The 5308-nt window shown below is 61.4% G+C and carries 4 protein-coding genes; 1 reads left to right on the top strand and 3 read right to left on the bottom strand.

Annotated features, from left to right (window positions below; all coding sequences use genetic code 11):
• Positions 1-542 precede the first annotated feature (542 nt).
• From fabZ to ACREXZ_RS30605, 3 genes are all read right to left on the bottom strand, one after another.
• Positions 543-1010, bottom strand: coding sequence for a 3-hydroxyacyl-ACP dehydratase FabZ (gene fabZ / locus ACREXZ_RS30615; RefSeq protein WP_431767876.1), 468 nt, complete (start codon positions 1008-1010; stop codon positions 543-545).
• A gap of 339 nt (positions 1011-1349) precedes the next feature.
• A complete protein-coding gene (gene rpoD, locus ACREXZ_RS30610; RefSeq protein WP_431767875.1) occupies positions 1350-3467 on the bottom strand; it encodes an RNA polymerase sigma factor RpoD in 2118 nt (705 codons plus the stop codon).
• An 87-nt stretch (positions 3468-3554) separates the two neighbouring features.
• Positions 3555-3812 (bottom strand): hypothetical protein, encoded by a 258-nt coding sequence (locus tag ACREXZ_RS30605; protein ID WP_431767874.1) that lies wholly within the window; start codon positions 3810-3812, stop codon positions 3555-3557.
• Between the two features lie 165 nt (positions 3813-3977).
• On the opposite strand from ACREXZ_RS30605, the gene ACREXZ_RS30600 reads away from it, so the two are divergent.
• On the top strand, positions 3978-5308 hold a 1331-nt coding region (locus tag ACREXZ_RS30600; protein ID WP_431767873.1), incomplete at its 3' end, for a malic enzyme-like NAD(P)-binding protein.

The following is a 5308-nucleotide window of genomic DNA, read 5'->3' as shown; positions in this document are numbered from 1 at the left end:
GTCCAGATCGATCGTGTCCATGATCGATCATGGACACGATCTCACGTGATCTCCCCCTCACCATCGAGACTCTCATCATGCCTCACGCGTGCGCGAGATCGGCAACGGCCGTCGCGAGCCGCTTACGAGCGGCGCGGCACAGCCAAAGAAGGAGAGAAGGAAGACCCAGACACCCAGACGCCCACCGGATAACCCGCAAAGCTGGTCCAACGGGTGGGTCAGAATTCAATGCATCCCACGGGGGAAAATTACGTCCGATATTGACACCGGGCGACGTGCCCCCCGCCAGTCCCGAGATTGTTGAACCGATCAAGAAGAGCCTGCCGGGTAGCGCAACGCGGCGCCGGAAGCAAGGTCGTCACGCCTTTAGCGCGGCCGCCACTTCCGTTGGGCCGCGTCCTGTTTGCCGCGTCACCGTCTGACCAGAATCGCGGAAGGGCCCACCTGACACCCGGCTGAACGACCACAATGGCACGAGTCTTGGGCATGCGCCTTCGTTTCCGGTGCGTTATCTGGATGCCATTTCGACGTTTACCGGCGCCTCACTGGCTGTTCCCTTCCGTGTGCCTGACCGTGCAGATCAGACCGGCTTCCGCAGCCATCACACCATCCACCTCAGCGAGTGCCTTGAACTTCCAGACACCGCGCATGTGCCGCTCGAACGTGACGTTAAGGATAAGACGGTCGCCCGGTTCAACCACGCGCCTGAACCGCGCGTTGTCGATGCCGGCGAACAGATACAGCGTACTGGCTGGATCGTGCGGCTCTCCCGAGAAGGTCAGGAGCGCCGCCGTCTGCGCGAGCGCTTCCAGAATCAACACGCCGGGCATGACCGGACGTTTCGGGAAGTGGCCCATGAAGTACGGCTCATTGATCGACACGTTCTTCACCGCCTTGATGCTCCTGTGTGGCTCAAGTTCGAGCACCCGATCGACGAGCAGGACCGGATAGCGATGCGGCAGCAGCGTGAGAATCTTGTGAATGTCGAGATTGATTTTTTCGGTGCTCATGGTGTATCTGCCCACGCGTTAACTGCGCAACGATAACTGCGGATGCCGGTGAGCGCGTAACGCGGGCTGCCGTTCGTTTCCGTCGCCTGACGGCGAGCTTCGCCACCGTGTCACGCAACCGACGCTTCCTGCCAGGTGCCTGCGCGCAGTCGCCAGCAGCGTTTGCGGAGAATGGGCATCGGACGCCCTGTCGGGATTACGCATCAATGCGGATCCCGGTCCACCGGTCCTCGCGAAGCAGCAGTTCCTGATCACTGGTCCTCGATTGGCGTGCGTCGTTGCCTGTGAGTTGTCGTGCGGTGTACAGGGCCCCGGAGGGCCGGGTTTTGCATCCGGTTTCTAGTCCTCGCCCAGGAACGACTTCAATCGTGCAGCCCGGGCCGGGTGGCGCAGCTTGCGCAATGCCTTGGCTTCAATCTGGCGGATCCGTTCACGCGTCACCTCAAACTGCTGTCCGAGCTCCTCCAGTGTGTGATCCCTGCCGCTCTCAATACCAAAACGCAGGCGAAGAATCTTCGCTTCGCGCGGCGTCAACATCGTGAGCGCCTCGCTGACGGCATCCCGCATACTCGCGTGCAGAGCGGCATCGTCGGGCAATATGGCCGCAGGGTCTTCGATCAGATCGCCAATGGACGTGTCGTCGTTTTCTCCCACGGACGCGTCGAGAGAAACCGGCTCCCTGACGATCCGCAGCATTGCCCTGATCTTGTTTTCCTGCAGATCCATCCGCTCTGCCAGCTCTGCCGCGTCGGGTTCCTGTCCGGTCTCCTGCAGGATCTGGCGAGAAATCCGCTGTAGTTTGTTGATCGAGTCGATCATGTGGACAGGGATTCGAATGGTGCGCGCCTGATCCGAGATTGACCGGCTTATGGCCTGCCGGATCCACCAGGTCGCGTAGGTGGAGAACTTGTACCCGCGGCGGTATTCAAACTTGTCAACGGCGCGCATCAGGCCGATGTTGCCTTCCTGTATCAGGTCGAGAAACAGGAGGCCGCGGTTCGTGAACCGCTTCGCTATCGAGATCACCAGCCGCAGATTCGCCTCGATCATCTCGCCCTTTGCGCGCCGCATTTTCATTTCGCTGGCGGTCATCGCGTGGCAGACGTCCCGGAAATCGTCAAGCGGCAGCACGACACGCTTTTGCAGGGCGACCAGTTTTTCCTGCTCCAGGCGTATCGCCGGGAGGCTTCGCTCCAGTGGGCGGCTGAACGGGTGCCCCGCTGCGATGAGTGGCTGCAACCATTCCAGGTTGGTCTCGTTACCCCGGAAATCCGCGACAAACATGTCGCGAGGCACGCCACACCGATCAACCGTGATCCGCGCGATTTCGCGCTCGACGGTTCGGACCTCGTCGGCCGACACCCGCAACGCGCCGCATAAACGTTCGATCGTACGCGCCGTGAAACGGACCGTCATCAGTTCAGCCTTGATAGCCACCTGCGCAGTGCGATACCCCCCGGAACCGTAGCCCTCGGTTTCGTATGCGTCGCGTAATTTCTCGAACCAGCCGGCTACGTTCGCAAACGTCGCAAGTGCATCGCGCTTCAGGGTCTCGCTGTGCTCGATGGCGGATGCAACCGCAACGCCGTCTTCGTCGCCGTGTTCCTCGTCGGAGACCGGATCGTCGTCGATGCTTTCCTCTACGGCTGCATCAACATCGTCAATCTCCACTGCAGTGAGGTCGGCCATCCCGTCGACGAACTCTTCGACGGGTGTGGCGCCGCAGGCAACTGCCTCAGCGGTCGTCAGTATGTCCGCGATTATTGTCGGGCATGACGATATGGCCTGGATCATGTCGTTGCGGCCTTCTTCGATGCGTTTCGCAAGCGCAATCTCGCCCTGACGGGTAAGGAGTTCTGTGGCACCCATCTCGCGCATGTACATCCGTACCGGATCGGTAGTGCGGCCGAACTCTGAGTCCACATTCGAGATTACCGCCGCCGCTTCTTCCTCCACGTGATCGTCGGATGAAACTGTGATCGCATCATCGTTCATCACCATGGATTCGATGTCCGGTGCCTGTTCCAATACAGCGATGCCCACGTCGCTGAAAGTTCTGATCACATTCTCGATCACGTCCGGTTGCATGAGGTGGTCGGGCAGACAATCGCTGATCTCCCCCCGGATGACAAAACCGCGTTCGCTACCCAGTTTGATCAGCGCGCGCAGGCCAGAGCGACCATCGTCATTTTCCTCGACAGCGTCATCCGCCCCTGCAGCCTGAGCTTCGTGTATAGGTTGCCTTGCTTTCGACCGGCTCTGACGGATGACGGGTTGGCCCATTCCGATCGCTGGCCGTGCGCCTTGCGCTTCATTCAGCATCACTGCGAGCGCATTTTTCGTCGTGCTGGTCAGTACCACCCGACCTGTAGCGTCGTTGCCCACGCGCTGCGTCGTTATCTCGATGCTGTCCGCGCCGGCGTCGGCTACCGGATCCTCGTTCACCGCCTTTTTCATCACGCCGTCGCTCCTTTAAATACAGGCGTCCGGGTTGAGACTCTCTGCTCAAGCCGTGCCCCTACCGTCCCCGGGGGGATCCCTGTCCTAGAGACGGGCACCGTGCGCCCGGATCAGTTGGATCAGCTCTGCCACCGGGATTTCGTGCCGGACCTTCTGCTCGGGCCCTGTCGCGTGATGGTCGCTGAAACGCTGCTCGACCTCGATCAGCACGACAGTTCTGCCATCGGGCGATGCCTGCAGAATGACTTCGCGATCCGCTTGCGCTTCTTCGCCGGACAAGCTGACAGCGGCGGGATGCAGATGCAGTTCCCCTCGGGTGTGGTCGCGTGCGGCTGAATTCATCGGAGCTTTCCCTTATTCCGTTACTGGGTGCTGGCATACCTTGCCTGGGCGCGAAAGTTTCCTGCGCGGTACGTCGGAGGCATGTCTGGCGCGCCTCTCTTCGCATGCCGGTGACGTGATAATATCATTAGCATTATCTGCCAATGCCATTAACCAAGGGACGTCATGTCGAATCCCGCCGAAATCAAACTCCGCGAAGCCGCACTGGATTATCACGAGTTCCCCACACCGGGGAAAATCGCGATCGCACCGACCAAACAGATGATCAACCAGCGCGATCTCGCGCTGGCCTACTCCCCGGGCGTCGCGTTCGCGTGCGAGGCAATCGTCGAGAATCCGCTGAACGCCGCGCGCTTTACCGCGCGCAGCAACCTCGTCGGCGTCGTGACGAACGGCACCGCGGTGCTCGGCCTCGGTAACATCGGGCCGCTGGCATCGAAGCCGGTGATGGAAGGCAAGGCGGTGCTGTTCAAGAAGTTTGCCGGCATCGACGTGTTCGACATCGAGCTGAACGAGTCGGACCCGCACAAGCTCGTCGACGTGATCGCGGCGCTGGAGCCGACTTTCGGCGGGATTAACCTCGAAGATATCAAGGCGCCCGACTGCTTCATCGTCGAGCGCGAGTGCCGCAAGCGGATGAAGATTCCGGTCTTCCACGACGACCAGCACGGTACCGCGATCGTCGTCGCGGCCGCGGTCACCAACGGTCTGAAGGTGGTCGGCAAGGACATCAAGAGCGTGAAGCTGGTTGCGTCGGGTGCGGGCGCCGCGTCGCTCGCGTGCCTGGATCTGCTCGTCGACCTCGGGCTGCCGCTCGAGAACATTCTCGTGACCGACCTCGCCGGCGTCGTCTACAAGGGCCGCGTCGAACTGATGGACCCGGACAAGGAACGCTTCGCGCGTGAGACCGATGCGCGCACGCTCGCCGAGGCGATCGGCGGCGCGGATATTTTCCTCGGGCTGTCAGCGGGTGGTGTGCTCAAGCAGGAAATGGTCAAGGTGATGGCCGACAAGCCGCTGATCCTCGCGCTCGCGAATCCGACGCCGGAAATCCTGCCGGAACTCGCGCTCGAAGTGCGGCCGGATGCGGTGCTCGCGACGGGCCGCACCGACTATCCGAATCAGGTCAACAACGTGCTGTGTTTTCCGTTCATCTTCCGCGGCGCGCTCGATGCAGGCGCGACGACGGTCACGCGCGAAATGGAAATCGCCGCGGTGAACGCGATCGCTGAACTGGCGCGTCAGGAACAGAGCGACATCGTCGCGACCGCGTACGGCATTCAGGATCTGTCGTTCGGACCGGAATACCTGATTCCGAAGCCGTTCGATCCGCGCCTGATCGTGAAGATCGCGCCCGCCGTCGCGAAGGCGGCGATGGATTCGGGCGTCGCGACGCGGCCGATCGAAGACATGGACGCGTACGAGCAGCATCTGCAGCAGTTCGTCTATCACAGCGGCACGACGATGAAGCCGATCTTCCAGCTGGCGCGCAGCGT

This window comes from Paraburkholderia sp., from assembly GCF_050742655.1.
GTDB lineage: Bacteria > Pseudomonadota > Gammaproteobacteria > Burkholderiales > Burkholderiaceae > Paraburkholderia.
This window is presented reverse-complemented; position numbering and strand designations above follow the sequence as displayed.